Here is a 24006-nt window from a genome sequence, read left to right as displayed (position 1 = left end):
GTCAGGGAGCCGGGGCTCCGCGGTCCGGTGCCCCGCCCATCGCGGTCTCCCGGGCCGGCGTCCCGCCCGGGAGGGCCCCGCGGTCCGGGGTGCGGCCGAAGGTGCGGCGGTAGGTGCGGGGCGGGACGCCCCGGCGGCGGACGAACTGCTCGCGCAGGACGGCAGCGCTGCCGTACCCGACGCGACGGGCGACCTCCTCGACGGGCAGGTCGGTCGTCTCCAGGAGTTCCTCCGCCCGGGCGAGCCGCAGGCCCAGCACCCAGGCGTGCGGGGTCGTGCCCGTCGCGGCCGTGAAGCGGCGGGCGAAGGAGCGGCGGCTCATCAGCGCGCGCCGGGCCAGCTCCGCGACCGGCAGCGGTTCGTGGAGGTGCGCGCGGGCCCAGGCGAGGACGTCCGCGAGCCGTTCGTCCTCGCCGTCCTCGGGGACGGGGGCCGCGAGGTACTGCGCCTGCCCTCCGTCGCGGTGCGGGGGCAGCACGAGGTCACGGGCCACGGCGTTGGCGGCGGCGGCCCCGTACTCCCGGCGCAGCAGGTGCAGGCACAGGTCGAACCCGGCGGCGGCGCCCGCGCCGGTGAGGATCCGGCCCTCGTCCACGTACAGCGCGTCGGGTTCGACGGTGAGGGACGGGTGGCGGCGGGCGAGGAGATCGGCGAACCGCCAGTGCGTGGTGGCCCGCAGCCCGTCGAGCAGCCCGGCGGCGGCCAGCGCGAACGTCCCCACGCAGTGGGCCCCGACCAGCGCGCCGCGGGCGCGGGCGGCCCGCAGGGCGTCGAGCACGGGGTCGGGGGGCGGGGTGCGGAAGTCGGCCCACGGGAGGGCGAGGACGAGGTCGGCGGAGGCGATCCGGTCGAGTCCCTGCTCGACGGCGAGCGGCACGCCGAGGTCGGTGGGGACCTGTCCGGGACGTTCGGTGCAGAGGGCGAAGTCGAACCGCGGCAGGCCGGGGGCGCGGGCGCCGAAGACCTCGGCGACGAGACCGACGGCGAGCATGCCGACGCGCGGCGGGGCGTAGGCAGCGACCTTCATGCGGGGAGTGTGCCACGGGCTGGCACGAAACCCGCGATCGGTGGCAGAACGGCCACTCGTGACCGGCTCCGGGCCCGGCGAGAGTGGGGGCATGACAGAGAAGCCGCTCGGCACCAGCGCTCGTTACACCGTCCTGACCACCGGTTACACGCTCTCCACCGGCCCCGGCGTCGCCGCCACCGTCTCGTACGTGCGAGACGGCGACCGGCATGTGATCGTCGACCCGGGCATGGTGGCCCACCGCGACCGCATCCTCGGGCCGCTCGCCGAACTGGGCCTGGGGCCGGACGACATCACCGATGTCGTGCTCAGCCACCACCACCCCGACAACACCATGAACGTCGGCCTCTTCGGGCGGGCCCGCGTCCATGACCACAAGGCGGAGTACCTCGACGACCAGTGGACCGACCGGGACGCCGAGGGCCACGAACTCACGGGCTCCCTGCGGCTGATCCGTACCCCCGGCCACAGCGCCGAGGACATCACCCTCCTGGCCGGTACGGCGGACGGTGTGGTGGCCTTCGTCGGTGACCTGTGGTGGCGCCCGGACGGCCCGGCGGACGACCCGGTGGCCCCGGACCGCGACACGCTGCGCACCTCGCGCCTCCGGGTGATGGCGGCGTCGGACGTGATCGTCCCGGGGCACGGGGAGCCGTTCGCGACGGTGGAGCGCGTGCCGGTCTAGTCCCGCACCCGGCCCGAAGGGGAGGGGCCGCTCTCGTCCTCCACCCGGCCCGGGGTGTGGCCGGACGGTCTCCGGAGCCCGTCGTCGGGGCCGGGTCCCGGGCCGGGTCCCGGGCTCCGGGTGATCTCGCGGGCGAGGGCGACCAGCGCCCCGATCGCCGGATGCGGGGCCGCGTCCCGCCAGGCGAGGACGGTGTGGACGAGGGGCGCGTTCAGAAGAGGGCGGTAGGCGACGCCCGGATGCGGGTGCATGTCCGCCGTCGAGGCGGCCGAGACGCCGACGCCCCGGCCCGCGGCGATCGCGGCGAGCCAGTCGTCGGTGTTGGCCACGGTGAGCGTGCCGACGGGGCGGGGCGCGCTGGGCCAGAGGTCGAGGGTGGTCGTGCCGGAGACGGTGTTGAGGACGACGGTCTCGCGGGCGAGGTCCGCGAGGAGCACGCTCTCGCGCCCCGCCAGGGGGCTGTCCGCCGGCAGTGCGGCGACCCGGGTCTCGGTGATCAGCTCTTCGGTGGCGAGGCCCGGCGCGTCCACCTCGCCGCGGAGCAGGGCCGCGTCCACCTCGCCGCGTACGAGTCCGGCGGTGCGGTCGTCGACGCGGAGGAGGTCGAGAGGGGTCTCGGGGTGCTCGCGCCGCCAGCGCCGTAGCAGGGGGGTCGTGTACGGGCCGAAGGCCGCCCAGGCGTGGCCGAGCCGCAGCGGCCGGTGGCGCAGGGGCTCCGGGTCCAGGGCGGCGTCGAAGGCGGCGACGGCGGCGGCCGCCCGGTCGTGGAAGGCGCGGCCCTCGGCGGTGAGGGCGAGGTGGTGGGTGGAGCGGTCGACGAGGCGGACGCCGAGGTGTCTCTCCAAAGCCGCGAGCGTGCGGGAGACGGCGGGCTGGGTGAGGTGGAGACGGGCGGCGGCCCTCGTCACGTTGCCCTCCTCGGCGATGGCGAGGAAGGAGCGGAGGTGACGCAGCTCGATGCCCATGTCCGGCGAGCATAACCGCAGCCCATTCGGCATTTCCGGTGCCGCGCGGGGGCTCGTACCGTGACAGTCGGAGGCTCTCCCCGGGGATGCTCGGCCGGGTGCCGCGACACCCGGGCATGGGTGCACTATTCTGTACTGAAAGTGCATTGAGATGAACCGCATGATCATGTGAGGAAGTGAGCCGGTGGACAGCCCGGTCAAGGACATCGCCGCCGTCTCCGTGCCGGAGGCCGCGGCCGTCTCCGCCGGTGCCGGGCGCGCGAACCGCCTCGGCCCGGTGGCGCTCGTGGTCACCGGAGGCCTGTCCGTGCAGTTCGGGTCCGCCCTCGCGGTCCTGCTGATGCCCCGGGCCGGCGCGCTGGGGGTGGTGACCCTGCGGCTGGTCCTCGCCGCCGCCGTCCTGCTGGTCGTCTGCCGGCCGAAGGTCCGCGGCTACGGGCGCGCGGACTGGGGCACCGTCGTCGCCTTCGGCACCGCCATGGCGGGCATGAACATCCTCTTCTACCAGGCCGCCGACCGGATTCCGCTCGGAGCCGCCGTCACCCTGGAGGTCCTCGGCCCGCTGATCCTGTCCGTGGTGGCCTCCCGCCGGCTCGTGAACGTGCTCTGGGCCGGACTGGCCCTCGGCGGTGTCGTCCTGCTCGGCGGCGGCGGATTCGACCGCCTCGACCCGGTGGGCGCGGCGTTCGCGCTCGCCGCCGGCGCGATGTGGGCGGCCTACATCGTCTTCAGCGCCCGCACCGGCCGCCGCTTCCCGCAGGCGGACGGCCTCGCGCTCGCGATGGCCTTCGGCGCCGTCCTCAGCCTGCCGCTCGGGATCGCGGAGGCGGGGGACTCGCTCCTCGTGCCGTCGACGATCGGCCTGGGCCTCGCCGTCGCTCTGCTCTCCTCGGTCCTGCCGTACACGCTCGAGCTCCTGGCGCTGCGCCGGCTGCCCGCGCCGACGTTCGCGGTCCTGATGAGCCTGGAGCCGGCGATCGCGGCGACCGCCGGTTTCCTGGTGCTCAGTCAGGCCCTCTCCCCGACGGACGCCCTGGCCATCGCCCTCGTGATCGCGGCCAGCATGGGCGCGGTCCGCACCCAGGTCAGGCGCGCGGCCGACCGCTGACCCGTCCGCACCCGGGTCAGGCGTCCGGCCGACCGCTGACCTTGCGGGGCCGCACGAGCAGCGCGAGCCCGCCGGCCACGATCAGCGTCCCGGCCAGACCGGCGGTCGCGGCCACCGACCCGCTGCCCGTGCGGGCCAGCTCGCCCCCGGATCCGGAGCCGCCCGGCGGGGTGACGGACGGGGCCGGGGCCGGGGAGGACGAGGTCGGCGCGGGGGTCGCGGTGGGCTCCGGGCTCGGCGACCCGGTCGTCGGGGTGGCGGTCGGCGGGGTGGCCGGCGGCGTGGGCTTCGACCCCTTCGCGATCCGGATCACCAGCTCGTCCCTGTCGTTCTCCGCCACGGGGTCGAGGATGTCGCGGATGTACAGCCCCGCCGGGACGCGGAAGGTCGTCCCGGCCGCCTTCTGCGGGAACTTCCAGGTGAAGGGGAGAGCGCGGCTCTCACCGGGCGCCAGGCCGTCGTACAGGTCGCAGATGAGGGAGCCGGGGTCGGACCAGCAGGCCTTGTCGTACTCCCTCGGCCAGTAGCCGTGGTAGTCGCCGTAGAGGGACAGGTGCACCACGAAGCTCTCGATCCGTCCGGGTCCGTGGTTGGTCACGACCAGCTCGGTCCGGACCGTCTCGCCCGGCCGCACGGAACCGGACGGCGCCTTCCACTCCACGCCCACGTCGTTGCCCGTCCGGACGTCGACCGTCGCGGTCGCGGTGTTGTCCTCGGGCCTGGTGTCGACCGCGTCGCCGATGTCCGCGGTGGCCGTGAGGGTCAGCGTGGTGCCCGTCGGCACGTCCTCGCCGAGCCTCAGATACACCTGCTCTCCCACGTGCTGCTCGGAGCCCCGGGCCCGGCAGGTGAGGGTGCGCCCGTCCGTCGTGGGTGCGCAGAGCGCCGGGTGGCTGCCGGACTTCTCGTACGTGACCCCGCGCGGCAGCGCGATCGTCACGCCCAGCGCGGGCGCCGTGCCCGACACGACGTCGGCCCCGACGGTGAAGATCACCGTCCTTCCCGGAGCCGCGGCCTTGGCGTCCGCCGTGAGGGTCGCCCTCGCGTCCACGCCGTTCGCGACGGGTGCGGCGTGCGCCGCACCCGTCGCGGTGAGCGCTCCCAGGAACAGGGCCGCCGCCCCGACGCCCGTCATCGTCCGTGCCGGATCACGCCTCATACGTCCGTCCCCCGCTCGTCGACCCTGCTCGACCGTTGGACGACCCGGCTGCCCGGAAGGTTGTACGGCGATTAACCAAGCAAGCATGCTTGATTGTTTCTCTGTCCGCTGCCATGCTCCTCGGCACGCCCGTGTCCCACCCTTCCCGAGGGGAGCGCACCGTGTCCGACCCCGCCGTCGTCCTCGACGACCTGCGCGAGGAGAGCGAGGAAGTCGACCGGCTCGTACGGGAGCAGCCCGAGGAGGGGTGGGCGGCACCGACGCCCGCGGCGGGCTGGACCGTCGCCCACCAGATCGCGCATCTCGCCTGGACCGACCGGGCCGCGCTGCTCGCCGCCACCGATCCCGACGCCTTCGCCGGCGAGACGGAGAAGGCGATGGCCGCCCCCGACCGCTTCGTCGACGAAGGGGCGGCCGAAGGCGCCGCGCTGCCGCCCGCGGAGCTGCTCGCCCGCTGGCGCGAGGGCCGCGAGCGGCTCCAGGAGGCCCTGCGGTCGGCGCCGGAGGGCGTCCGCTTCCCCTGGTATGGGCCGCCGATGAGCGCCACCTCCATGGCGACCGCTCGGCTCATGGAGACGTGGGCGCACGGCCGGGACATCGCCGACGCGCTCGGCGTCGCCACCGAGCCGACCGCCCGGCTGCGCCACGTGGCGTGGATCGGCATCAGGGCCCGCGACTACGCCTATCTCGTCCGGGGCATCCCGGCGCCGGCCGGGCCCTTCCGGGTCGAACTGACCGCGCCCGACGGCGGGACATGGCTCTTCGGACCGCCCGACGCCACCCAGCGGATCACCGGGCCCGCCCTCGACTTCTGCCTCCTCGTCACCCAGCGCGTCCACCGCGACGACACCGCCCTGACCACCGAAGGCGCCGAGGCCGAGCGGTGGACCCGTATCGCCCAGGCCTTCGCCGGCCCCGCCGGACCGGGCCGCCCGCCCCGGGGGGCCTGATGGACGTCCTGCGGATCGGCAACGCCTCCGGCTTCTACGGCGACCGCTTCGACGCCGTCCGCGAGATGCTCACCGGCGGCGAACTCGACGTCCTCACCGGCGACTACCTCGCCGAACTCACCCTCCTCATCCTCGGCCGCGACCGTCTCAAGGACCCGGCCTCCGGCTACGCCAGGACGTTCCTTCGCCAGATGGAGGAGGGCCTGGGCCTCGCCCACGAGCGTGGGGTCCGGATCGTCACCAACGCGGGCGGCCTCAACCCCGCCGGCCTCGCCGACGCCCTGCGCGCCCTGGCCGAACGCCTCGGCGTCCCCGCCCGGATCGCCCACGTCGAAGGCGACCTCCTCCCGGCCCCGGACGGCGCCCTCACGGCCAACGCCTACCTCGGCGGCGCCGGCATCGCCGCCTGCCTGGACGCCGGGGCCGACGTCGTCGTCACCGGCCGGGTCACCGACGCCGCCCTGGTCACCGGACCAGCCCAGTGGCGCTTCGGCTGGAGCCCGGACACACCGGGGTGGCACGACAAGCTGGCCGGCGCCGTCGTCGCCGGGCACGTCCTCGAATGCGGCACCCAGGCCACCGGCGGCAACTACGCCTTCTTCACCGGCCACGACGTCCGCCGCCCCGGCTTCCCCCTCGCGGAGGTCCACGCCGACGGCACCTCCGTCATCACCAAGCACCCCGGCACCGGCGGCGTCGTCGACGTCGGCACGGTCACCGCCCAGCTCCTCTACGAGACGGCCGGCGCCCGCTACGCCGGACCCGACGTGACCGCCCGGCTCGACACCGTACGGCTCACCCCGCAGGGTCCGGACCGGGTGCGGATCGACGGCGTGCGCGGCGAGGCCCCGCCCCCCACCCTCAAGGCCGGGCTCACCCGGCTCGGGGGCTTCCGCAACGAGGTCGTCTTCGTCCTCACCGGTCTCGACATCGACGCCAAGGCCCGGCTCGTACGCCACCAGATCGAGGACGCGCTCGACCGCGCCGGCACCCGTCCCGCCGAACTCCGCTGGGAGACGGCCCGCACCGACCGGGCCGACGCCGACACCGAGGAGACCGCGAGCGCGCTGCTCCGCCTCGTCGTACGGGACCCCGCCCCCGAACCGGTCGGCCGCGCCCTCACCGGCGCCGCCATCGAACTGGCCCTCGCCAGCTACCCCGGCTTCCACGTCACCGCCCCGCCCGGCAAGGGCGCGCCCTACGGCGTCTTCGAGACCGCCCACGTGCCCGCCGCCGACGTCCCGCACGTCGCCGTCCTCCCCGACGGGACCCGGCGCACCCTCCCGGCCCCCGCGCGGACCCGGGTCCTGGAGCCCGTGCCCGCGCCGCCCCCGCCCGCGCCGCTGCCGCCCGGCCCGGTGCGGCCCGCCCCGCTCGGGCTCGTCGCCGGGGCCCGCAGCGGCGACAAGGGCGGCGACGCCAACGTCGGGGTGTGGGTGCGGACCGAGGCCGCCTGGCGCTGGCTGGCGCACACCCTGACCGTGGAGCGGTTCCGGCTGCTGCTGCCGGAGACCGCCGGTCTCCCCGTCGTGCGCCACGACCTGCCGGGCCTGCGGGCGGTGAACTTCGTCGTCACCGGCCTCCTCGGCGAAGGCGTCGCCTCCCAGGCCCGCTTCGACCCCCAGGCCAAGGCCCTCGGCGAATGGCTCCGCGCCCGCGTACTCGACATCCCGGAGGAACTGCTGTGACCGTCCTCGCCTCCGCCCTCGACACGGGCGGACCCGACCACGCCGCCCACCGCGCCGCCATGCTCGACAAACTGGCCGCCCTCGACGCCGAGCACGCCAAGGCGCTCGCGGGCGGCGGCGCGAAGTACGTCCAGCGGCACCGCAAGCGCGGCAAGATGCTCGCCCGCGAACGGATCGAGCTGCTGATCGACCCCGACAGCCCCTTCCTGGAGCTGTCCCCGCTCGCCGCCTGGGGCAGCGACTATCCCGTGGGCGCCTCGATCGTCACCGGCATCGGCGTCGTCGAGGGCGTCGAGTGCCTGATCACCGCCAACGACCCGACCGTGCGCGGGGGAGCCTCCAACCCGTGGACGCTGAAGAAGGCCCTGCGCGCGAACGAGATCGCCTACGCCAACCGGCTGCCGTGCATCGCGCTCGTGGAGTCCGGCGGCGCGGACCTGCCCTCCCAGAAGGAGATCTTCATCCCCGGCGGGGCGCTGTTCCGGGACATCACCCGGCTGTCGGCCGCCGGAATCCCCACGATCGCGGTCGTCTTCGGCAACTCCACGGCCGGCGGGGCGTACGTCCCCGGCATGTCCGACCACACCGTCATGATCAAGGAACGGTCGAAGGTGTTCCTCGGCGGCCCGCCGCTGGTGAAGATGGCGACGGGCGAGGAGAGCGACGACGAGTCGCTCGGCGGCGCCGAGATGCACGCCCGGACGTCCGGGCTCGCCGACCACTACGCCGTCGACGAGGCGGACGCGCTGCGCCAGGCCCGGCGGATCGTCGCCCGGCTCAACCACCGCAAGGCGCACCCCGGTCCCGTCTCCCCCGCAGAGCCGCCGAAGTACGACGAGGACGAACTGCTCGGGATCGTGCCGGGGGACCTCAAGACGCCGTTCGACCCGCGCGAGGTGATCGCCCGGATCGTGGACGGCTCCGACTTCGACGAGTTCAAGCCGCTGTACGGGCCGAGCCTGGTGACGGGATGGGCGGCGCTGCACGGCTATCCCGTGGGCATCCTCGCCAACGCGCAGGGCGTCCTCTTCTCCGCCGAGTCGCAGAAGGCGGCGCAGTTCATCCAGCTCGCCAACCAGCGGGACATCCCGCTGGTGTTCCTCCACAACACCACCGGCTACATGGTGGGCCGGGAGTACGAGCAGGGCGGCATCATCAAGCACGGCGCCATGATGATCAACGCGGTGTCGAACTCGCGGGTGCCGCATCTGAGCGTGCTGATGGGCGCCTCCTACGGCGCCGGCCACTACGGCATGTGCGGCAGGGCCTACGACCCGCGGTTCCTCTTCGCCTGGCCGAGCGCCAAGTCGGCCGTCATGGGCCCGCAGCAGCTCGCGGGCGTGCTGTCGATCGTCGCGCGCGCCTCGGCCGCCGCCAAGGGGCAGCCCTACGACGACGAGGCGGACGCCGGTCTGCGGGCGATGGTCGAGGCGCAGATCGAGTCGGAGTCGCTGCCGATGTTCCTGTCGGGGCGGCTGTACGACGACGGCGTCATCGACCCCCGCGACACCCGCACGGTCCTCGGGCTGTGCCTGTCCGCGATCCACACGGCACCGGTCGAGGGCGCGCGCGGCGGCTTCGGCGTCTTCCGAATGTGAGGCTTCGATGATTCAGTCGGTACTGGTCGCGAACCGGGGCGAGATCGCCTGCCGGGTGTTCCGTACCTGCCGGGAGCTGGGCGTCGCGACCGTCGCGGTGTACTCCGACGCGGACGCCGACGCGCTGCACGTACGGGAGGCCGACGCGGCGGTACGGCTGCCGGGCGCGGCTCCCGCCGATACGTATCTGCGCGGCGACCTGGTGGTGAAGGCGGCGCTCGCGGCGGGCGCGGACGCGGTGCACCCGGGCTACGGCTTCCTGTCGGAGAACGCGGACTTCGCCCGGCGGGTCCTGGACGCGGGGCTGGTGTGGATCGGGCCGCCGCCGGCCGCGATCGAGGCGATGGCCTCGAAGACGCGGGCGAAGGAACTCATGGGCATCGCCCCGCTCACGGACGTCACGGAGGCGGACCTGCCCGTGCTGGTGAAGGCGGCGGCGGGCGGCGGCGGCCGGGGGATGCGGATCGTCCGCGACCTCGCCGCCCTGCCCGCCGAACGGGCCGCCGCGTCGGCGGAGGCGGCGAGCGCGTTCGGCGACGGCGAGGTCTTCGTCGAGCCGTACGTCGAGAACGGCCGCCATGTCGAGGTGCAGGTCCTCGCCGACGCGCACGGGACGGTGTGGACGCTGGGGACGCGCGACTGCTCGCTCCAGCGCCGCCACCAGAAGGTGATCGAGGAGGCGCCGGCACCCGGCCTGCCGGAGGCGCTGGAGGCGTCGCTGGTGGAGCTGGCCGCCCGGGCCGCCAAGGCCGTCGGATACGTCGGCGCGGGGACGGTCGAGTTCCTTGTCGCGGACGGCCGGCCGCACTTCCTGGAGATGAACACCCGCCTCCAGGTCGAGCACCCGGTGACGGAGGCGGTCTTCGGCGTCGACCTCGTCACCCTCCAGCTGTCGGTGGCCGAGGGCGTCCCGCTGCCCCCGGAGCCGCCGGCCGCCCGCGGCCACGCCGTGGAGGCCCGCCTCTACGCCGAGGACCCGGCGCGGGGGTGGACACCGCAGACGGGCCGGCTGCACGCGCTGGAGTTCCCGGACGGCGGGGTCCGGGTCGACTCCGGGTTCGCCTCCGGGGACACCGTCGGCGTGCACTACGACCCGATGCTCGCCAAGGTCGTCGCCCACGCCCCCACCCGCGCCGAGGCCGTCCGCAAGCTCGGCCGCGCCCTCGCCCGGGCGCGGATCCACGGACCGGTCACCAACCGCGACCTGCTCGTCGCCTCGCTCCGGCACGAGGAGTTCCGTGAGGAGGCCCTGCTCGACACCGGCTTCTACGAGCGGAACCTCGCCGCGCTGACCCGGGCACCGGACGGGGAGGCGCACGCGGCCGTCGCCGCCGCGCTCGCCGAGGCGGCCGGGCGGGCAAGCAGGTTCGGCGGCGGCTGGCGCAACGTGCGCTCGCAGGACGAGAGCCGTTCCTACGGTTCGCACGAGGTGCGCTACCGGCCCTCCCGCGGTGGCGGCTACACGGTCACCGCCCCCGAGGGCGTGCGCGCCGTGAGCGTCACTCCGCACCGGGTGCGCCTGGAGGTCGACGGGGTCGTCCGGGACTTCGAGGTGGCCCGGTACGGCGACACCGTCCACGTCGGCGCCCACCGCCTCACCGCCCTGCCCCGCTTCCCCGACCCCCGGGAGCAGACCGCGCCCGGTTCGCTGCTCGCGCCCATGCCCGGCACCGTCGTCCGGGTCGCGGACGGCCTCGCGGTCGGCGACCCGGTCACGGCCGGGCAGCCGCTGCTCTGGCTGGAGGCCATGAAGATGGAGCACCGCGTCACCGCCCCCGCCGCGGGCACGCTCACCGCGCTCCACGCGGTCGCCGGCCGCCAGGTCGAGGTCGGAGCCCTGCTCGCCATCGTCCAGGTGGAGCCCGCGCCGGGCACACCGGCCGCCGCACCTGCGGAGCGCGCGTCCCACCCGCCGGCCTGACCGTGGCCGGCGTACGGACCGGCGCGCCGTCCCGGCCCCGACCGACGTACCGGCACGCCCCCGCAACCCCCGCACGGACGCTTCGTCGCACCCGTCGCACCGCATCACCCGTCACACGGCAACACCCGCACCGCCCGCTCGCACCGACCGCCCGCACCGCCCGATGCACAGGAGGAAGAGCAATGACCGGTTCCGTCCGTTCCGCCAGTTCCGTCATCGAGTCACCCGAGCACACCGCCCTGCGCTCCGCCGTCTCCGCCCTCGGCCACCGCCACGGCCGGGGCTTCGACCGGGCCGCCCTCTGGGCCGAGGCCGGCAAGCTCGGCTACCTCGGGGTGAACCTGCCCGAGGAGTACGGCGGCGGGGGCGGCGGCATCGCCGAGCTCTCCATCGTCCTGGAGGAGGCCGGCGCGGCCGGCGCACCCCTCCTCATGATGATCGTCTCCCCGGCGATCTGCGGCACCGTCATCGCCCGGTTCGGCACCGAGGAGCAGAAGCGCCAGTGGCTGCCGGGCCTCGCCGACGGCACCCGCACCATGGCCTTCGGCATCACCGAGCCCGACGCCGGCTCGAACTCCCACCGCATCACGACCACCGCCACCAGGACCGCGGACGGCTGGGTCCTGAGCGGCCGGAAGGTCTTCGTCTCCGGCGTCGACATAGCCGACGCCACCCTCATCGTCGGCCGCACCTCCGACGCCCGCACCGGCAGTCTCAAGCCCTGCCTCTTCATCGTCCCGCGCGACGCCTCGGGCTTCGGCCGCCAGGTCATCGACATGGAACTCGCCGCCCAGGAGAAGCAGTTCGAGCTGACCCTCGACGACGTCAGCCTCCCGGCGGACGCCCTGGTGGGCGACGAGGACGCGGGCCTGCTCCAGCTCTTCGCCGGGCTCAACCCCGAGCGGATCATGACCGCCGCGTTCGCCATCGGCATGGGCCGCTACGCCCTGGACCAGGCGGTCTCCTACGCCAAGGAGCGCCAGGTCTGGAAGGCGCCGATCGGCGCCCACCAGGCCATCGCCCACCCCCTCGCCCAGGCCCACATCGAGCTGGAACTGGCCCGGCTGATGATGCGCAAGGCCGCCCTCCTCTACGACGCGGGTGACGACATCGGCGCCGGCGAGGCCGCCAACATGGCGAAGTACGCGGCGGGAGAGGCCTGTGTGAAGGCCGTCGACCAGGCCGTCCACACCCTCGGCGGCAACGGCCTCACCCGCGAGTTCGGCCTCGCCCAGCTGGTCACGGCCTCCCGCGTGGCCCGGATCGCCCCGGTCAGCCGGGAGATGATCCTGAACTACGTATCCCACCAGTCCCTGGGTCTCCCCAAGTCGTACTGACACACGCGATCCTGACGCCACCTTCCACCACTCCAGGGGGCACGCATGGTGTTTCACAGCGAGTACGCGGATGTCCGGGCCGTCCGTCTCCCCATCCACGAGGCCGTCCTCGGCCGGGCCGCCGCACACGGCGACACCCCGGCCCTGATCGACGGCGCGGGCGAGCTGACCCTCACATACGCCCAGGTCGACACCTTCCACCGGCGGATCGCCGCCGGGCTCGCCGAGGCGGGCGTCCGCAAGGGCGACGTCCTCGCCCTGCACAGCCCCAACACCGTGCTGTTCCCGGTGGCGTTCTACGCCGCCACCCGGGCCGGCGCGTCCGTGACCACCGTCCATCCGCTGGCCACCCCGGAGGAGTTCGCCAAGCAGCTCCGCGACTCCGGCGCCCGCTGGATCGTCACCGTCTCCCCGCTCCTCGGTCCCGCCCGCCGGGCCGCCGAACTCGCGGGCGGGATCGAGGAGGTCCTCGTCTGCGACACGGCGTCGGGGCACCGTTCGCTCCAGACGATGCTCGCCTCCACGGCGCCCGAGCCGCGGGTCGACATCGACCCCGACACCGACGTCGCCGCCCTGCCGTACTCCTCCGGCACCACCGGCGTCCCCAAGGGCGTGATGCTCACCCACACGTCCATCGCCACCAACCTCGCCCAGCTGGAGCCCTTCGTCCCGATGGGCCCCGGCGACCGGATCCTCGCCGTCCTGCCGTTCTTCCACATCTACGGCCTCACGGCGCTGATGAATGCCCCGCTGCGGCAGGGGGCCACCGTGGTGGTGCTGCCCCGCTTCGAGCTCGACCAGTTCCTCTCCGCCATCCAGAAGCACCGCATCAACGGCCTGTACGTCGCCCCGCCGATCGTCCTCGCCCTCGCCAAGCACCCGGCCGTCGCCGCCTTCGACCTCTCGTCCCTGGAGTACATCGTCAGCGCCGCCGCACCGCTCGACGCCTCCCTCGCCGAGGCGTGCTCGGCGCGGCTGAACCTGCCGCCGGTCCGGCAGGCGTACGGCATGACGGAGCTGTCCCCGGGCACCCACGTCGTCCCGCTCGACGCCGTGGACCCGCCGCCTGGGGCCGTCGGCCGGCTGCTGCCCTCCACCGAGATGCGGATCCTGTCCCTCGACGACCCGGCGAAGGACGCCGAGCCGGGCGCGGAGGGCGAGGTCGCCATCCGGGGGCCGCAGGTCATGAAGGGCTACCTGGGCCGCCCCGACGCCACCGCGGCCATGATCGACGCCGACGGGTGGGTGCACACGGGCGACGTCGGCCGGGTCGACGAGGACGGCTGGCTGTTCGTGGTCGACCGGGTCAAGGAGCTCATCAAGTACAAGGGCTTCCAGGTGGCCCCGGCCGAACTGGAGGCGCTGCTGCTCACCCACGACGGCGTCGCCGACGCGGCGGTGATCGGCGTGTACGACGAGGACGGCAACGAGGTCCCGAAGGCGTACGTCGTCCGGCAGCCGCACGCGGCGGGACTGACCGGCGAGGACATCATCGCGTTCGTGGCGGGGCAGGTTGCCCCGTACAAGAAGATCCGGCGGGTGGAGTTCGTCGACGGAGTGCCGAGGGCCGCGTCGGGGAAGATCCTGCGCCGCGAGTTGAGGGAGCGAGAAGGCTCATGACGCTGGTCTCCGTCGCCGAGGAACGCGGCATCACCACCCTGACCCTGGACTCTCCCGGGAACCGCAACGCGCTCTCGTCCGGCCTGGTCGCCGAGCTGGCCGAGGCGCTGGCCGCGTGCGGGAAGGATCCCCGCGTCCGGGCGGTGGTGCTGACCCACTCCGGCTCCACCTTCAGCGCGGGCGCGGACCTGAAGGCACCGCCCAACCCGTACACCTTCGTGGCGCTGCTGCGGCAGATCGTCGAGCTGCCCAAGCCGGTGGTCGGCGTGGTGCGCGGCCATGCGCGGGCGGGGGGTCTCGGGCTGCTGGGCGCCTGCGACCTGGTGGTGGCCTCGCCGGAGGCGGACTTCGCGCTGACGGAGGCACGGATCGGGGTCGCCCCGGCCGTCGTCTCGCTGACCCTGCTGCCCAGGCTGGAGCCCCGGGCGGCGGCCCGCTACTACCTCACCGGTGAACGCTTCGGCGCGGCGGAGGCCGTCCGCGTCGGGCTCGTCACGGCGGGCGAGGAGGAGCTGGAACCGATCCTGGACGGGCTGCGCAGGGGCTCGCCGCAGGGCCTGGCCGAGTCCAAGCGCCTGGTCACGGCTACAGTCCTGGAGACCTTCGAGCAGCACGCGGAGGAGCTGGTGCAGCGCTCCGCGTCGCTGTTCGCCTCCGCCGAGGCGCGCGAAGGGATGACGGCATTCCTCGAACGACGGGACCCCGAATGGGCGCTGTGACCGCTCCCAAGCAGGACCGGAGCCGGGCCACCCGGCAGCGGCTCCTGGAGGCGGCGGTGTCCTGCCTGGCCGCACACGGCTGGGCGGGCTCCACCGTCTCCGCCGTGGCCGAGCGCGCGGGCGTCTCGCGCGGCGCGGCCCAGCACCACTTCCCGACCCGGGAGGACCTCTTCACGGCGGCCGTCGAGTACGTCGCCGAGGAACGCTCCCAGGCCCTGCGCACCCTCGCGGCCCGCGACCGCCGCGAGGTCGTCGTCGCCCTCGTGGGCCTCTACACGGGACCGCTCTTCCGTGCCGCCCTCCACCTGTGGGTCGCCGCCTCCGACGAGGAGCAGCTGCGCGCCCGCGTCACGGACCTGGAGGCCCGCGTCGGCCGCGAGTCCCACCGCATCGCGGTCGAACTCCTCGGCGCCGACGAGTCCCTGCCCGGCGTCCGCGAAACGGTCCAGGGCCTCCTGGACATGGCCCGCGGTCTCGGCCTCGCGACCCTCCTCACGGACGACCGCGCCCGCCGGGAGCGCGTGGTGGCCCAGTGGGCGGAACTGGTGGACAAGGCCCTCGGCTGAGCCTCGCGGCCGGCCCGAGGGCCTTTCAGGGGGTACCGGCTTCCGCCACCGCGCGCCTTTCGAGCCGGAGGGTTCCGCCGGGCTTGCCTCACCGCGGCCGGCCCGCACCTGTGAGGGCCGCCACATACGCCCCGCGTTCCCCGCAGTACGCTGGTCGCATGCTTTCGCTCGTACGCCGTCGCCACGTGGACTTCCTCCGCGTCGCGAGCATGGGCTGTCGGCCGTCCGTCTGACCCCGGCACGCCCACCCCTCCCGGTCACCCGGCGGAGACCCCGCCCGACCGGGCCCCCGTACACCCCACGCGGACGCACACCATGACCTACAGCTCCCAGCTCCCCATCGTCGACCTCGCCGCCGCCGACCGCGGCCCCCAGGCCCGGCGCCTGCTGCACGCGCAGCTCCACTCCGCCGCCCACGACGTCGGCTTCTTCCAGCTCGTCGGGCACGGCGTCACCCACGCCGAGACCCAGGCGCTCACCGCCGCCATGCGGGCCTTCTTCGCCCTGCCGGAGGCGGACCGGCACGCCATCGACACCACGTACTCGCCGCACTTCCGCGGCTACACCCGGGTCGGCGACGAACGCACCGGCGGCTCCCGCGACTGGCGCGACCAGCTCGACATCGGCGCCGAGCGCCCCGCTCACGTGCCCGGCCCCGACGAGGCCCCGTACTGGTGGCTTCAGGGCCCCAACCAGTGGCCCGACGCCCTCCCCGAGCTGCGGCTCGCCGCCCTGAACTGGGTCGAGCGCCTCAGCGGGGTGGCCGAGCGGCTGCTGCACGAGCTGCTCGCCTCCATCGGCGCGCCCGCCGGCTTCTACGACGACATCTTCGGCGCCCACGCCCACCCGCACCTCAAGCTGGTGCGCTACCCGGGCTCGGCCGGCGACGGGGACGACCAGGGCGTCGGCGCCCACAAGGACTACGGCTTCCTCACCCTGCTCCTGCAGGACCACGTCGGCGGGCTCCAGGTGGAGCGCGAGGACGGCGTCTTCCACGACGTACCGCCGCTGCCCGGCGCCTTCGTCGTCAACCTGGGCGAACTCCTCGAAGTGGCGACGAACGGCTATCTCCTCGCCACCAACCACCGGGTCGTCTCCCCGCCGCCCGCGACGGAACGTTTCTCCGTCCCGTTCTTCTACAACCCGCGGCTCGACGCCCGGATCCGGCCGCTGGAGTTCCCGTACGCCGAGTCGGCGCCCGGGGTCACGGCCGACCCGGCGAACCCGCTGTTCGCCGAGTACGGCCGCAACGAGCTGAAGGGCAAACTGCGCGCCCACCCGCTGACCGCGGCCCGCCATCACGCGGGCCTGCTGACCGGCGGGAGTCAGCCCGCGATGTCCGCGTAACCCTCGATCTCCCGCGGGCTGCGCTGGCCCGGGCCCGTGTAGCGCGCCGACGGGCGGACCAGGCGGCCCGTGCGCTTCTGCTCCAGGATGTGCGCCGACCAGCCGGCCGTGCGGGCGCAGGTGAACATCGACGTGAACATGTGGGCCGGGACCTCGGCGAAGTCGAGCACGATCGCCGCCCAGAACTCCACGTTCGTCGCGAGGACGCGGTCCGGGCGGCGGTTGTGCAGCTCCTCGAGCGCCGCCTTCTCCAGCGCCTCCGCGACCTCGAAGCGCGGCGCGGCCAGCTCGCGCGCCGTACGGCGCAGGACGCGGGCGCGCGGGTCCTCGGCGCGGTAGACGCGGTGGCCGAAGCCCATCAGCCGCTCGCCCTTGTCCAGGGCCTGCTTGACGTACGCGGTCGCGTCGCCGGTCCGCTCGATCTCCTCGATCATGCCGAGGACCCGGGACGGGGCTCCGCCGTGCAGCGGCCCGGACATCGCGCCCACGGCGCCGCTCAGTGCCGCCGCCACGTCCGCGCCCGTCGAGGCGATCACGCGCGCGGTGAAGGTGGAGGCGTTCATGCCGTGCTCGGCCGCCGACGTCCAGTACGCGTCGACGGCCTGGACGTGCTTGGGGTCCGGCTCGCCGCGCCAGCGGATCATGAACCGCTCGACGACGGACTGCGCCTTGTCGATCTCGCTCTGCGGCACCATCGGCAGGCCCTGCCCGCGCGCGGACTGGGCGACGTACGACAGCGCCATGACCGCGGCCCGGGCGAGGTCGTCACGGGCCTGCTCGGCGTCGATGTCGAGCAGTGGTTTGAGGCCCCACACGGGGGCGAGCATCGCGAGCGCGGACTGGACGTCGACGCGGATGTCGCCGGAGTGCACGGGGATCGGGAACGGCTCGGCCGGCGGCAGACCGGGGTTGAACGCCCCGTCGACCAGCAGGCCCCAGACGTTGCCGAACGAGACGTTGCCGACCAGCTCCTCGATGTCGACGCCGCGGTACCGGAGAGCGCCGCCCTCCTTGTCGGGTTCGGCGATCTCCGTTTCGAACGCGACGACTCCCTCGAGTCCGGGTACGAAGTCGGACATCAGGCGGCTCCTCTATCGATGATCAATCATCCGTCGGGACGGGCATGGTCGGGAAGTAACAGTCATCCAGCCGAAGAGTCTGTACGGTTCCGATGATGCGGGGAAGCGTGACATCCGGCACACTGCGCCGATCCGGCGATCAAGGGTTAGCGCCGTACGGTGCCGGGCAGACTGCGTCGCTACGGCAGGATGACCTTGTGACCGACGCTCTCGATCCCGCCGACATGCGCGAGCAGTACCGGACCCCGCGGCTCTCCGCGGCCGATCTCGCCCCCGAACCGATCGAACAGTTCGCGCGCTGGTTCAAGGAGACCGCCACCAGTCCGGCGATCCACGAGCCGAACGCCATGGTCGTCTCGACCGCCACGCCCGACGGCCGTCCCTCGTCGCGCACGGTGCTGCTCAAGCACTTCGACGAGGCCGGTTTCGTCTTCTACACCAACTACGGTTCCCGCAAGGGCGGAGAGCTGGCCGCCAACCCGTACGTCTCGCTGCTCTTCCCCTGGCACCCCCTGGCCCGTCAGGTCATCGTCACCGGTCGGGCGGCCCGCACGGGCCGGGACGAGACCGTGGCGTACTTCCGCACCCGTCCGCACGGCTCGCAGCTCGGCGCCTGGGCCAGCCGGCAGTCCTCGGTGATCGAGTCGCGGGAGGAACTGCTCACGCGATATGCGGAGTTGGCCGCGCGCTACCCGGAGCGCGAGCAGGTGCCTGTGCCGCCGGAGTGGGGCGGCTTCCGGGTCGTGCCGGAGACGGTCGAGTTCTGGCAGGGCCACGAGAACCGGCTCCACGACCGGCTGCGGTACGTGAGCGCGGGCGGGGGCTGGCGGATCGAGCGCCTCTCGCCCTGAACCGGCCCTCGCCCTGAACCGGCCCTCGCCCTGAACCGGCTCCCGCCCTGAACCGGCGGATCGAGCGGCTCTCGCCGCGCACCGGCGGGGCCCGGGAACGCGGACGACCCGTGAGCCTTGGTCCCGTCCGCTCGAGTTCGGACGAGAGCCGGCCGGACTTACCGGCGGCCCACGGGTCGGGTGACTGCTGGGGTTTCGGCAGCGTGACCTGCCGAGGCACAGAGTGCGACGGCAGGCGTCAGCCCGCAGTCACCTCACGAGTCCGAAAAGAAACCATTTTTTCGGATCACCTCCTTTCGCGTGTACCCACACCTTAAGAACCCCGGAGCGAGGGCTCAAGTGTTTTTTCGGAGGGCCGTGCCGGAGGCGGCACCGGGAGTTCGTTTCCGGGGCGCAACGATTTCACGGAAGAGGGTGTGTCCTGCGTCACGTTCCAGTTGAATTGGCTCCGGGGCGTGCGGATGCACGCGCGTACACCGTCCTGCCAGGGGGTCCGGGATGAGTGCTTCCACGAGCGAGACCGCGGAACGGGCGGCCGACGGGCACGGGCCCGGGGCGGACCTGCTCGCCGCTCTGCTGGACGGCATGGACGCGGCGCTCTGCGCCCTCGATGCCGACGGCACCGTCACGCACTGGAACCGTGAGGCCGAGCGGATCCTCGGCTGGTCGGCCGCCGAGGCCGTCGGGCGGCGCGGCTTCGACGGGTGGGCGGCGCGCAGCGGGGACGCGGCGGACGCTCTCGCGCGGCTCATGGGAGCGATGGGAGCGCCGGGCCGCCAGGTGCACGAGTTCGCGTTACTGCGCAAGGACGGCGGCCGGGTGCTCGTCCGCACGCAGTCGGCCGGGGTGCGCGGGGCGGACGGCGCTCCGGCCGGGGTGTACTGCGCGTTCAGCGAGGTGCACGCGCAGATCGATCTGGAGCGGTCGATCGCGCTGAGCGAGGCGCTGTTCGACGACGCCTCCTGGGGTGTCGTCCTCGTCGACGTCGACCTGCGGCCGACCGTCGTCAACGGGCAGGCGGCCCGGGCGATGGGCGTCGGGCCCAGGACCCCGCTCGGACGGCCGCTCGCCGAACTGCTCGTCCAGGGCGTGGAGGAACTGGAGAGCGCGCTCCAGCACGTGCTGGCCGAGGGAGGGCCCCGGGCGGCGGCCGAGGTGTGGGTGACGCTCCGGTCGGCGGACGGCGAACGCAGACGGTGCTGGCGCAACGCCTTCGTGCGGCTGTCGTCGCCGCTGGCGGAGGAGCCCGTCCCGCTGGGCGTGGGGTGGCTCTTCCAGGACGTGACCGAGGAGCGGCTGGCGGAGCAGGAGGCGAACCGGCTGCGGTTCCGCTACAGCCAGCTGCACCGCGCGGGCGCGGCGGCGGCGGAGTGCGAGGACCCGACGGAGGCGGCGACCGTGCTCCTGGACTTCGCCCTGGCCGGGTTCGCCGATCACGTGCTGGTCGACGTCACGGCGGGTGAGCGGCGCCTGGCCCGCGCGGTGGCCACACCCGCGGGCGCCCCGGGCCCGGTCGCCCCGGTCGCGGGGGGCGGCGTCCCGCTCCGCTACCCCTCCGGCCACCCCGCCCTCCAGGCCCTCTCCCGCCAGGGGCCGATCCGCGCCTCGGCCCCCACACCCCCCGGAAGCTGGGCCTCCGACCGCCACTGGCCCCAGGACGCGGCCCACGCCCTCTGCCTCCCCCTGCGCAGCCGCGGCCGCACGGTGGGCGTGGCGACCTTCCTCCGCTCCTCCTGCCGCCCCTCCTTCGAACGCCCGGACACGATGTACGCGGAGACGGTGGGGGGCCGGGTGGCGGCCTACCTGGACCTGGCGGCGCTGGACGCCACCGAGAGGTGAGGGGCCGGGCCCGGCCTCCCGGCGCGCGCCACGGGCAAGGCCGGAACGGATGACACCGCCGGCTGCTCCACCGGGTGGCCGGCACGTGCGAGGAGCCGAGGAGCCGTGGCGAGAGGAGATCCGGAAATTCCTCGTACGGCGATGTCGAGAACCCGCGTCCCGCTCCGTCCCCGGGGTGAGCGCGACCAGAATGGTCCGCACCGGATGCGAGGAGAACGACCATGGCCAAGTACCTGCTTCTCAAGCACTACCGCGGCGCGCCGGCCCCGGCCAACGACGTGCCCATGGACCGGTGGACGCCCGAGGAGATCTCGGCGCACATGCGGTACATGGGTGACTTCGCGGCCCGGCTGGAGAAGACGGGCGAGTTCGTCGACGGGCAGGCGCTCGCCCCGGAGGGGACGTGGGTCCGCTACGACGGCGAGGGGCGCCCGCCCGTCACCGACGGCCCGTTCGCCGAGACCAAGGACCTCATCGCCGGCTGGATGGTGATCGACGTGGACGGCTACGACCGCGCCGTCGAACTGGCCGGGGAGCTGTCGGCCGCCCCCGGCGCGGGCGGCAAGCCGATCCACGAGTGGCTGGAGCTGCGCCCGTTCCTGACCGCGCCCCCCACCGTCACCGAGTGACCCCTCCGGTGGCGTGGAGGGACGAGGCCCTGCTGAGGAGCCTCACACCGAGCGTCCTCGCCGTCCTCGTCCGCCGCGGAGCCGACTTCGCGGCGGCCGAGGACGCCGTGCAGGACGCGCTCGTCGAGGCGGTCCGCGTCTGGCCGGCCGAACAGCCGCGGGACCCGAAGGGCTGGCTCGTCACCGTGGCCTGGCGCCGGTTCCTCGACGCGACCCGGTCGGAGGCCGCCCGCCGACGGCGTGAGGTGCGCGCCGAGGAGGAGCCGCTGCCCGGACCCGCGCCGGCGGCGGACGACACGCTCCGGCTCTACTTCCTGTGCGCCCACCCGTCCCTGACGCCGTCCTCCGCGGTCGCGCTCACGCTGCGCGCCGTGGGAGGGCTCACCACCCGCCAGATCGCCCAGGCCTACCTCGTGCCCGAGGCGACCATGGCGCAGCGCATCAGCCGGGCCAAGCGCACCGTCTCGGGCGTGCGGTTCGACCGGCCCGGCGACGTCGCCACCGTGCTGCGCGTCCTCTACCTGGTCTTCAACGAGGGCTACTCCGGCGACGTCGACCTCGCCGCGGAGGCCATCCGGCTCACCCGTCGGCTCGCGGCCGCGATCGACCACCCGGAGGTGGCCGGGCTGCTCGCCCTCATGCTGCTCCACCACGCCCGGCGCGCCTCCAGGACCGCCCCCGACGGCGCCCTGGTGCCGCTCGCCGAGCAGGACCGAAGCCGGTGGGACACGGCGTCGATCGCCGAGGGCGTCGAGATCCTTCAGGCGGCCCTCGCCCGCGACCGGCTGGGCGAGTTCCAGGCCCAGGCCGCCATCGCGGCGCTCCACGCCGACGCGCCCACCGCCGAGGAGACCGACTGGGTGCAGATCGTCGAGTGGTACGACGAGCTCGCGGGCCTGACCGACAGCCCGGTCGTCCGGCTCAACCGCGCCGTGGCCGTCGGCGAGGCCGACGGACCGCGGGCGGGCCTGGCGGCCCTCGCGGCGCTGGACGACTCCCTGCCCCGCCACGCCGCGGCGGCGGCGTTCCTCCACGAGCGCGACGGCGACCCGGCGACGGCGGCGCGGCTGTACGCCGAGGCCGCCCGAAGGGCGACCAGCCTCGCCGAGCGCGACCACCTCACGCGCCAGGCCGCCCGCCTGAACTCCCGCCCGCGCCCCTGACCGGCCCGGCCCCCGGCCCCTGTGCCCGCCCCGGACGGCCGGTCGGTGCCGGGCTGTCCCGCGTCAACCGCCGTACCGGGGCGGTTCCCAGACGGAGCAGTCGTGGGCGAACAGCACGCGACGCGGGTCGAACGCGGCGAGCCGCTCCAGCCAGGGCCGATAGTCGGGAAGCGGCGGTTCGAGACCGTGGAGGACGGCCTGCCGGGCCAGGTGGTCCGAGGCGAAGTGGGAGGCGAGGTCGTGGGCCTGGCCGGCGAGGACCACGGTGCCGTCGCTCTGCCGGATCACGAGCGACTGGTGCCCGGCGGTGTGCCCGGGCGTGGGGATGATCCGGACTCCGGGCCAGACCTCGGCCTCTCCGGTGACCTCCTCGTAGGTGGCGCCGGGGAAGTCGACGAGCTCGTCGACGGTGTAGCCGCCTCGGCGGGCGGTGGCCAGCTCCACGGACTGGACGAGGACGGGCTTGCCGGCCAGCAGGGGGTTCCCGCCGCAGTGGTCGAAGTGGAGGTGGCAGTTCACCACCAGGGAGATGTCCGACGGGGAGACGCCCGCGTCCGCGAGGGCTGCCTCGAGCGGTCTGCGGTGGGGACGGTAGTGGGCTTCGGTCTCCGGGTCGACGGCGCCGACACCGGTGTCGAAGAGGAGCAGTCCCTCGTCTCGCCGCACGAGATAGGCGAGGACGGGTTCGACTCGCGGCCGAGGGCCGCCGGTCTCCGACGGCGGCCGGACGAAGTAGCCGAGGTCGAGCCGGCGTACCGGCGTCGGTTCGCTCATCGGCTCATGCTGGCAGGGCCGCCGTGTCCCCCCGGGGGCTTTCGCCGACAGCGGACTCGCGTCGAGCCGCACGACCGGCGGTGTGATCGGTTCGGCGTCGGCGTGCCGCGGGACGATCTCCTCCGCCTCGCGATCGCACGCACCGGACGCCGCGGGACCGGCCCTTCGGGCGGACGGCGCTCCTTCCGCGACACGCCTAGTGCCGGAAGAAGATCCGGTCCCCGTACTCCGTCATCACGCGTCCGTTCCATTCGTGCCCGCCGTCCACGTTCCCCGAGCGCAGGAGCGGCGGCTCGATGCCCAGGCGGACCAGCTCCTCGGCCGCCGCGGCCATCGTGGCCTGCATCAGGGCGCTCGTGACGACCGTGGAGGCCGGGGCGAAGGGGGCCTCGATGGAGGGGTGGGTGAGTTCGGCGTCGCCGATGGCGATCTTCGAGTCGAGGACGATGTCGCAGTGGTCCTTGAGGTACGTCCCCGAGACGTGCCGCGACCTCGTCTCCGTCGCGTACGCCACCGAGGTCACGCCGATCACCGTCAGGCCGAGCGCCCGCGCGTTCATCGCCATCTCGACGGGCAGGGCGTTGCGGCCGGAGAGGGAGACGATGATCAGGACGTCGCCCGCCCTGGCGGGGGAGGAGTCGAGGACCGCGCCGGCGAGGCCGTCCACGCGCTCCAGGGCGGAGCCGAGGGTGGCGGGCATGACGTCGACGCCGACGACGCCGGGCACCGCCAGCAGGTTCATCAGGGCGAGGCCGCCCGCGCGGTAGACGACGTCCTGGGCGGCCAGCGAGGAGTGGCCCGCCCCGAAGGCGAAGAGGCGCCCGCCCGCGGCGACGGCCTCGGCGATGGCGGTGCCGGCCGCGGAGATCTCCCCGGCGTCCTCGTCGCGGACCCGCTGGAGGAGGCCGATCGCGGCGTCGAAGAACTGTCCGGCCAGCTTGCTCTCGCCCGCGCTGTCGCCCATTCCCGAAGCTCCTTGTC

General features: G+C 74.2%; 21 protein-coding genes. 15 read left to right on the top strand and 6 right to left on the bottom strand.

The window, feature by feature from the left end; translation table 11 throughout:
* Nucleotide 1: 1 nt before the first annotated feature.
* A complete protein-coding gene (locus AB0K65_RS11570; RefSeq protein ID WP_365715578.1) occupies nt 2-1027 on the bottom strand; it encodes a helix-turn-helix domain-containing protein in 1026 nt (341 codons plus the stop codon).
* Nucleotides 1028-1118: 91 nt separating this feature from the next.
* Here AB0K65_RS11570 and AB0K65_RS11565 point away from each other — a divergent pair, with 91 nt between their 5' ends.
* Nucleotides 1119-1712, top strand: a complete 594-nt coding sequence (locus AB0K65_RS11565; protein ID WP_365715577.1) for an MBL fold metallo-hydrolase — start codon at nt 1119-1121, stop codon at nt 1710-1712.
* Here the strand turns inward: AB0K65_RS11565 and AB0K65_RS11560 are convergent.
* A complete protein-coding gene (locus tag AB0K65_RS11560; protein WP_365715576.1) occupies nt 1709-2677 on the bottom strand; it encodes a LysR family transcriptional regulator in 969 nt (322 codons plus the stop codon). The two genes, AB0K65_RS11565 and AB0K65_RS11560, sit on opposite strands and share 4 nt — an antisense overlap.
* A gap of 220 nt (nt 2678-2897) precedes the next feature.
* On the opposite strand from AB0K65_RS11560, the gene AB0K65_RS11555 reads away from it, so the two are divergent.
* Nucleotides 2898-3785 (top strand): EamA family transporter, encoded by an 888-nt coding sequence (locus AB0K65_RS11555; RefSeq protein ID WP_365715615.1) that lies wholly within the window; start codon nt 2898-2900, stop codon nt 3783-3785.
* A 16-nt stretch (nt 3786-3801) separates the two neighbouring features.
* Here the strand turns inward: AB0K65_RS11555 and AB0K65_RS11550 are convergent, their stop codons facing one another.
* Complete coding sequence (locus tag AB0K65_RS11550) at nt 3802-4944, bottom strand: hypothetical protein (protein WP_365715575.1); 1143 nt, start codon at nt 4942-4944, stop codon at nt 3802-3804.
* A gap of 161 nt (nt 4945-5105) precedes the next feature.
* Here AB0K65_RS11550 and AB0K65_RS11545 point away from each other — a divergent pair, with 161 nt between their 5' ends.
* The 9 genes from AB0K65_RS11545 to AB0K65_RS11505 all read left to right on the top strand — a co-directional run bounded on the left by AB0K65_RS11545 (nt 5106) and on the right by AB0K65_RS11505 (nt 16690).
* Nucleotides 5106-5894 carry a TIGR03084 family metal-binding protein gene (locus tag AB0K65_RS11545; protein ID WP_365715574.1) on the top strand — a complete coding sequence of 263 codons (789 nt, stop codon included), beginning with the start codon at nt 5106-5108 and terminating at the stop codon, nt 5892-5894.
* Nucleotides 5894-7582 carry an acyclic terpene utilization AtuA family protein gene (locus AB0K65_RS11540; RefSeq protein WP_365715573.1) on the top strand — a complete coding sequence of 563 codons (1689 nt, stop codon included), beginning with the start codon at nt 5894-5896 and terminating at the stop codon, nt 7580-7582. The genes AB0K65_RS11545 and AB0K65_RS11540 overlap by 1 nt, the downstream gene beginning before the upstream one ends.
* Nucleotides 7579-9180, top strand: a complete 1602-nt coding sequence (locus AB0K65_RS11535) for a carboxyl transferase domain-containing protein (protein ID WP_365715572.1) — start codon at nt 7579-7581, stop codon at nt 9178-9180. The genes AB0K65_RS11540 and AB0K65_RS11535 overlap by 4 nt, the downstream gene beginning before the upstream one ends.
* A gap of 7 nt (nt 9181-9187) precedes the next feature.
* Nucleotides 9188-11101, top strand: a complete 1914-nt coding sequence (locus AB0K65_RS11530; protein ID WP_365715571.1) for a biotin carboxylase N-terminal domain-containing protein — start codon at nt 9188-9190, stop codon at nt 11099-11101.
* 182 nt (nt 11102-11283) lie between these two features.
* Nucleotides 11284-12438 carry an acyl-CoA dehydrogenase gene (locus AB0K65_RS11525; protein ID WP_365715570.1) on the top strand — a complete coding sequence of 385 codons (1155 nt, stop codon included), beginning with the start codon at nt 11284-11286 and terminating at the stop codon, nt 12436-12438.
* 45 nt (nt 12439-12483) lie between these two features.
* Entirely contained in the window at nt 12484-14058 is a 1575-nt protein-coding gene (locus tag AB0K65_RS11520) for a 4-coumarate--CoA ligase family protein (RefSeq protein WP_365715569.1), read from the top strand.
* Nucleotides 14055-14777 carry an enoyl-CoA hydratase family protein gene (locus AB0K65_RS11515; protein ID WP_365715568.1) on the top strand — a complete coding sequence of 241 codons (723 nt, stop codon included), beginning with the start codon at nt 14055-14057 and terminating at the stop codon, nt 14775-14777. Before AB0K65_RS11520 ends, AB0K65_RS11515 begins: the two co-directional genes overlap by 4 nt.
* Nucleotides 14765-15343, top strand: a complete 579-nt coding sequence (locus AB0K65_RS11510; RefSeq protein WP_365715567.1) for a TetR/AcrR family transcriptional regulator — start codon at nt 14765-14767, stop codon at nt 15341-15343. The genes AB0K65_RS11515 and AB0K65_RS11510 overlap by 13 nt, the downstream gene beginning before the upstream one ends.
* A gap of 315 nt (nt 15344-15658) precedes the next feature.
* Nucleotides 15659-16690 (top strand): 2-oxoglutarate and iron-dependent oxygenase domain-containing protein, encoded by a 1032-nt coding sequence (locus tag AB0K65_RS11505; RefSeq protein WP_365715566.1) that lies wholly within the window; start codon nt 15659-15661, stop codon nt 16688-16690.
* Here AB0K65_RS11505 and AB0K65_RS11500 read toward each other — a convergent pair.
* Nucleotides 16669-17769 carry a citrate synthase 2 gene (locus AB0K65_RS11500; protein ID WP_365715565.1) on the bottom strand — a complete coding sequence of 367 codons (1101 nt, stop codon included), beginning with the start codon at nt 17767-17769 and terminating at the stop codon, nt 16669-16671. The two genes, AB0K65_RS11505 and AB0K65_RS11500, sit on opposite strands and share 22 nt — an antisense overlap.
* A 224-nt stretch (nt 17770-17993) precedes the next feature.
* Between AB0K65_RS11500 and pdxH the strand changes: the two genes are divergently transcribed.
* From pdxH to AB0K65_RS11480, 4 genes are all read left to right on the top strand, one after another.
* On the top strand, nt 17994-18620 hold the full coding sequence (gene pdxH, locus AB0K65_RS11495) for a pyridoxamine 5'-phosphate oxidase (RefSeq protein WP_365715614.1): 627 nt from the start codon (nt 17994-17996) through the stop codon (nt 18618-18620).
* Between the two features lie 498 nt (nt 18621-19118).
* The gene (locus tag AB0K65_RS11490) at nt 19119-20459 is read left to right on the top strand and encodes a PAS domain-containing protein (RefSeq protein ID WP_365715564.1); all 1341 of its coding nucleotides are present in this window, start codon (nt 19119-19121) and stop codon (nt 20457-20459) included.
* A gap of 221 nt (nt 20460-20680) precedes the next feature.
* Nucleotides 20681-21088 (top strand): YciI family protein, encoded by a 408-nt coding sequence (locus AB0K65_RS11485; RefSeq protein ID WP_365715563.1) that lies wholly within the window; start codon nt 20681-20683, stop codon nt 21086-21088.
* The gene (locus tag AB0K65_RS11480; RefSeq protein WP_365715561.1) at nt 21085-22251 is read left to right on the top strand and encodes a DUF6596 domain-containing protein; all 1167 of its coding nucleotides are present in this window, start codon (nt 21085-21087) and stop codon (nt 22249-22251) included. Before AB0K65_RS11485 ends, AB0K65_RS11480 begins: the two co-directional genes overlap by 4 nt.
* A gap of 63 nt (nt 22252-22314) precedes the next feature.
* On the opposite strand, the gene AB0K65_RS11475 is transcribed toward AB0K65_RS11480, so the two are convergent.
* Both AB0K65_RS11475 and AB0K65_RS11470 read right to left on the bottom strand, forming a co-directional pair.
* Nucleotides 22315-23025, bottom strand: a complete 711-nt coding sequence (locus tag AB0K65_RS11475) for an N-acyl homoserine lactonase family protein (protein WP_365715560.1) — start codon at nt 23023-23025, stop codon at nt 22315-22317.
* A 196-nt stretch (nt 23026-23221) separates the two neighbouring features.
* Entirely contained in the window at nt 23222-23989 is a 768-nt protein-coding gene (locus AB0K65_RS11470) for an SIS domain-containing protein (RefSeq protein WP_365715559.1), read from the bottom strand.
* Nucleotides 23990-24006 lie beyond the last annotated feature (17 nt).

It is taken from the genome of Streptomyces sp. NPDC053755 (genome assembly GCF_040677675.1).
Taxonomy (GTDB): Bacteria; Actinomycetota; Actinomycetes; order Streptomycetales; family Streptomycetaceae; genus Streptomyces.
The sequence above is the reverse complement of the archived record's forward strand: the minus strand, read 5'-3'. Positions and strand labels throughout refer to the sequence as shown.

Bases quoted from the DNA above. Each gene is read 5' to 3' on its own strand.
- AB0K65_RS11470 (WP_365715559.1), bottom strand. From the start codon at position 23,989: ATGGGCGACAGCGCGGGCGAGAGCAAGCTGGCCGGACAGTTCTTCGAC.
- AB0K65_RS11505 (WP_365715566.1), top strand. From the start codon at position 15,659: ATGACCTACAGCTCCCAGCTCCCCATCGTCGACCTCGCCGCCGCCGAC.
- AB0K65_RS11565 (WP_365715577.1), top strand. From the start codon at position 1,119: ATGACAGAGAAGCCGCTCGGCACCAGCGCTCGTTACACCGTCCTGACC.
- AB0K65_RS11475 (WP_365715560.1), bottom strand. From the start codon at position 23,025: ATGAGCGAACCGACGCCGGTACGCCGGCTCGACCTCGGCTACTTCGTC.
- pdxH (WP_365715614.1), top strand. From the start codon at position 17,994: ATGCGCGAGCAGTACCGGACCCCGCGGCTCTCCGCGGCCGATCTCGCC.
- AB0K65_RS11500 (WP_365715565.1), bottom strand. From the start codon at position 17,769: ATGTCCGACTTCGTACCCGGACTCGAGGGAGTCGTCGCGTTCGAAACG.
- AB0K65_RS11560 (WP_365715576.1), bottom strand. From the start codon at position 2,677: ATGGGCATCGAGCTGCGTCACCTCCGCTCCTTCCTCGCCATCGCCGAG.
- AB0K65_RS11510 (WP_365715567.1), top strand. From the start codon at position 14,765: ATGGGCGCTGTGACCGCTCCCAAGCAGGACCGGAGCCGGGCCACCCGG.
- AB0K65_RS11525 (WP_365715570.1), top strand. From the start codon at position 11,284: ATGACCGGTTCCGTCCGTTCCGCCAGTTCCGTCATCGAGTCACCCGAG.
- AB0K65_RS11530 (WP_365715571.1), top strand. From the start codon at position 9,188: ATGATTCAGTCGGTACTGGTCGCGAACCGGGGCGAGATCGCCTGCCGG.
- AB0K65_RS11485 (WP_365715563.1), top strand. From the start codon at position 20,681: ATGGCCAAGTACCTGCTTCTCAAGCACTACCGCGGCGCGCCGGCCCCG.
- AB0K65_RS11540 (WP_365715573.1), top strand. From the start codon at position 5,894: ATGGACGTCCTGCGGATCGGCAACGCCTCCGGCTTCTACGGCGACCGC.
- AB0K65_RS11520 (WP_365715569.1), top strand. From the start codon at position 12,484: ATGGTGTTTCACAGCGAGTACGCGGATGTCCGGGCCGTCCGTCTCCCC.
- AB0K65_RS11490 (WP_365715564.1), top strand. From the start codon at position 19,119: ATGAGTGCTTCCACGAGCGAGACCGCGGAACGGGCGGCCGACGGGCAC.
- AB0K65_RS11515 (WP_365715568.1), top strand. From the start codon at position 14,055: ATGACGCTGGTCTCCGTCGCCGAGGAACGCGGCATCACCACCCTGACC.
- AB0K65_RS11570 (WP_365715578.1), bottom strand. From the start codon at position 1,027: ATGAAGGTCGCTGCCTACGCCCCGCCGCGCGTCGGCATGCTCGCCGTC.
- AB0K65_RS11550 (WP_365715575.1), bottom strand. From the start codon at position 4,944: ATGAGGCGTGATCCGGCACGGACGATGACGGGCGTCGGGGCGGCGGCC.